Genomic DNA, 3,598 nt, shown 5'->3' on the forward strand with positions numbered 1-3,598 from the left:
CTCGCGCGCGCGCCGGCGCGCCCTGTCCCGCACCTGGCTGGGCGACCCCGCCTGGCTCCGCCTGGACCGCCTGTAGGGCGTCGTCCCCGGGACGAGGAGAGGGCCGCTTGCCTCCGCCCCCGCGTCTCCTTAAGCCAGCGCTTCAAGGAGACGCCCTATGCAAGAGATCCTCGAACAGCTCGAAGCCCGCCGCGCCGCGGCCAAGCTCGGCGGCGGCCAGAAGCGCATCGAGAGCCAGCACGCCAAGGGCAAACTCACCGCCAGGGAGCGGATCGAGGTCCTCCTGGACGAGGGCTCGTTCGAAGAGACCGACATGTTCGTCGAGCACCGCTCGCACGAGTTCGGCATGGAGAAGCAGCGCATCCCCGGCGACGGCGTCGTCACCGGCCGCGGGACCATAGGCGGCCGCCTGGTCTACGTCTTCTCCAAGGACTTCACCGTCTTCGGGGGCTCGTTGTCGGGCGCTCACGCCGCCAAGATCGTCAAGATTCAGAAGATGGCGCTGACCAACGGCGCCCCGATCATCGGCCTGTTCGACGCCGGCGGCGCCCGCATCCAGGAAGGCGTGGAAAGCCTGGCCGGCTACGCCGACATCTTCCTGCAGAACACCCTGGCCTCGGGCGTCATCCCCCAGATCAGCGTCATCATGGGCCCTTGCGCCGGCGGCGACGTCTACTCCCCCGCCATCACCGACTTCATCTTCATGGTGAAGGACACCTCCTACATGTACGTGACCGGCCCGGACGTGGTGAAGACGGTCACCAACGAGGTCGTCAGCCACGAGGACCTGGGCGCGCCCGCGTCCACGCCGGCAAGTCCGGCGTCGCCGACGGCGCCTTCGAGAACGATCTGGAGGCCCTCAGCGAGGTCCGCCGCCTGATCGGCTTCCTGCCCCTGTCGAACCGCGAGAAGCCGCCGGTCCGCGACAGCTACGACGATCCCGAGCGCGACGAGGCCTCGCTCGACACCCTGGTCCCGGCCAATCCGAACCAGCCCTACGACATCAAGGAGCTGATCCTGAAGACGGTCGACGAGGCCGAGTTCTTCGAGATCGGCGCCGACTTCGCCAGGAACATCGTCACCGGCTTCGGCCGCCTGGACGGCCAGACGGTCGGCGTGGTCGCCAACCAGCCCCAGGTCCTGGCCGGCGTCCTGGACATCGATTCCAGCCGCAAGGCCGCCCGTTTCGTCCGCTTCTGCGACGCCTTCGACATCCCCCTGGTCACCTTCGTCGACGTGCCCGGCTTCATGCCCGGCACCCGCCAGGAGTACGGCGGCCTGATCAAGCACGGCGCCAAGCTGCTGTTCGCCTACGCCGAGGCCACCGTGCCCAAGCTGACCGTCATCACCCGCAAGGCCTACGGCGGCGCCTATGACGTGATGAGCTCCAAACACCTGCGCGGCGACGTCAACTACGCCTGGCCGAGCGCCGAGATCGCCGTGATGGGCGCCAAGGGCGCGGTCGAGATCATCTTCCGCAAGGAGGCCGGCGACCCGGAAGCGCTGGCGGCCCGCGAGGCCGAGTACAAGGCGCGCTTCGCCAACCCCTTCGTGGCGGCGGGGCTCGGCTACATCGACGACGTGATCATGCCGCACGGCACGCGGCGCCGGCTGATCAAGGCGCTACGCACGCTGAAGGGGAAGGTTATGGACAACCCCTGGAAGAAGCACGACAACATCCCGCTCTAGTGGGGTGGGGATAAGCGATGAATCAATGGATTTCTGAGGCAAGACCTCTTGTCGAACTGCTGTATCTCATCAGCGGAATCCTACTTTTAGTGGGCCTTCTAATTACCTACGGTCAACTTAAGGCCCTGAGGGAAGACAGTGAGCAGAGGTCGATCAGGGCGGCCAAGGAAAAGGCAATCGAAGCCGCGAATGCTTTTGTCAATCGAGTGATACCAAAAGTAACGAGGCTTGGGCCTCTATAAAAGAGGCCAAGATTCAAGATAAATTGAAGGGATCTGGGCCCGATTTTCGTATCGAGAAGTCGAAAAATCTCGAGTGGGCCGTAAAATCTAATAACATCGCCGCCATAAATTTGAGCGGCATGGTTTGTAATGAGCTTGAAGCGGTAGCTGCATATTTTTCTACTGGTGTAGCTAATGAGCAGACCGGCTTTAGTATATTCGGTAGGGCTTTCTGTTCGATAGTTGAAAGTCACTATCTTTTGATATCTTTGGGGCGGATGAATCAGGTTCACCCGTCATTTCAAAGTATAGTTTATCTATATAATCTCTGGAGTCCGCGTATCGCGGTCGGTGAAATTGACAAAAGAATTGCCGATATGAAAAATGAAATTGATGTTTTGTCTGGAGTGGCTAGGCGAGTTCAGTAGTCGGCCTGGCCGAGCCAACGCCGACGTCATCTTCATCATGGAGCGCGACACCGCGCCCACCGCGCCCATCGCACCCGGCTGCGGCGCCGCTTTAAGGCGCATCTGAAGCGCGCCCGGGTGATCTGCCTGGACATACCCGACGACTGCGCCTCGATGCAGCCCGAGCTGGTGGCGCTGCTGGAGAAGAAGGTGGGGCCGTTTCTCAAATGACTTTCGTCATCCCGGGGTTCCGCTGCGCGGCCCCCGGGATGACGAAAACGAAGGGAAGGGAGACGCCCCCCTCAGCCGCCCGCCAGCGACGCCACGTCCCTTCCGTCGGCGATCGCCCGTCGCACGCCCCGGGCGTCCCTCAGCACGGCTTCCAGCGCCATCCGATGGGCCACATCCAACGCCTGCTCCGCCGGGACCTCCACGTCGGGCTTGACCCCGACTCCTTCCCAGTTGGCGCCGGTCACCGTGTTGGTGACGACGTGCATCGGGATGAAGGCGGCGAAGCCTTCGGCCAGGGGACGGTAGCCGCCGGGCGTGGCGCCGCCCCAGGTGGTCTGGCCCACCAGGGTGGCGCGCCGCATGGCCTGGAGGTCGTAGGCGAACTCTTCGGCGCCGGACCCGGTCTTGCGGTCGATCAGCACATAGACGGGGCGATCGGTGAACCCCGGCGTCCTGGGCTCGGCGACGAAGTTCGGCTCTTCCAGCCGTCCGGAGGGATCGAAGACGTGAACCGTGGGCGTGGGGCGGTCGACCAGGTGGCCGATGACGGCGGCGACCCCGGCCGGCTCGCCGCCCGGGGCGCCGCGGACGTCGATGATCAGGGCGCCGGTGTCGGCCAGCATGCCCATGGCGGCGGCCAGTTTCTCGGTCGTGGGCGGCGCGTCCATGAACCGGGTGATCCGCAGGTATCCGACATTGCCCGCCAGCCAGCGGACATCGGGAATCTCGGACCCGCGCAGGCGCATCTCCTCGTGGTACGCGGCAAGTTCTTCTGGTCCCGGCGGGCCTTCGGTGAATCCGGCGGTGATCTCGGGGCCCATGTAGCGGATGCGGAAATGCCGGTCGTTCACCAACGGCGCGACGCGGCCCTCGATCAGCGCCAGCAGGTCGGCGGCGGTGCGGGCGCCGTGGAACTCTCCGCGACCTTGCATGGCCTTGATCTGGCGCGCGGCCTCGGCGCCCCGTTCGCGGAAGGCGAAGCGTTCGCGCAACACCTGGGCCAGCGACAGGACGACGGCGTCGGCCTGGGCGGCGCTCAGGGTCACGCCG

1 protein-coding gene and 1 pseudogene are annotated in these 3,598 nt (G+C 64.9%); one reads left to right on the forward strand and one right to left on the reverse strand.

Annotation, left to right across the window (positions count from 1 at the left end):
• Positions 1 to 157: 157 nt before the first annotated feature.
• Positions 158 to 1,689, forward strand: a pseudogene (locus AC2W7C_RS14950) (acyl-CoA carboxylase subunit beta).
• A 930-nt stretch (positions 1,690 to 2,619) separates the two neighbouring features.
• Here AC2W7C_RS14950 and AC2W7C_RS14955 read toward each other — a convergent pair.
• Positions 2,620 to 3,598: S41 family peptidase (locus AC2W7C_RS14955; protein ID WP_486002126.1), on the reverse strand; the 979-nt coding region annotated here is incomplete at its 5' end.

Source organism: Brevundimonas sp. CURTG3B2_SDJG (assembly GCF_057364705.1).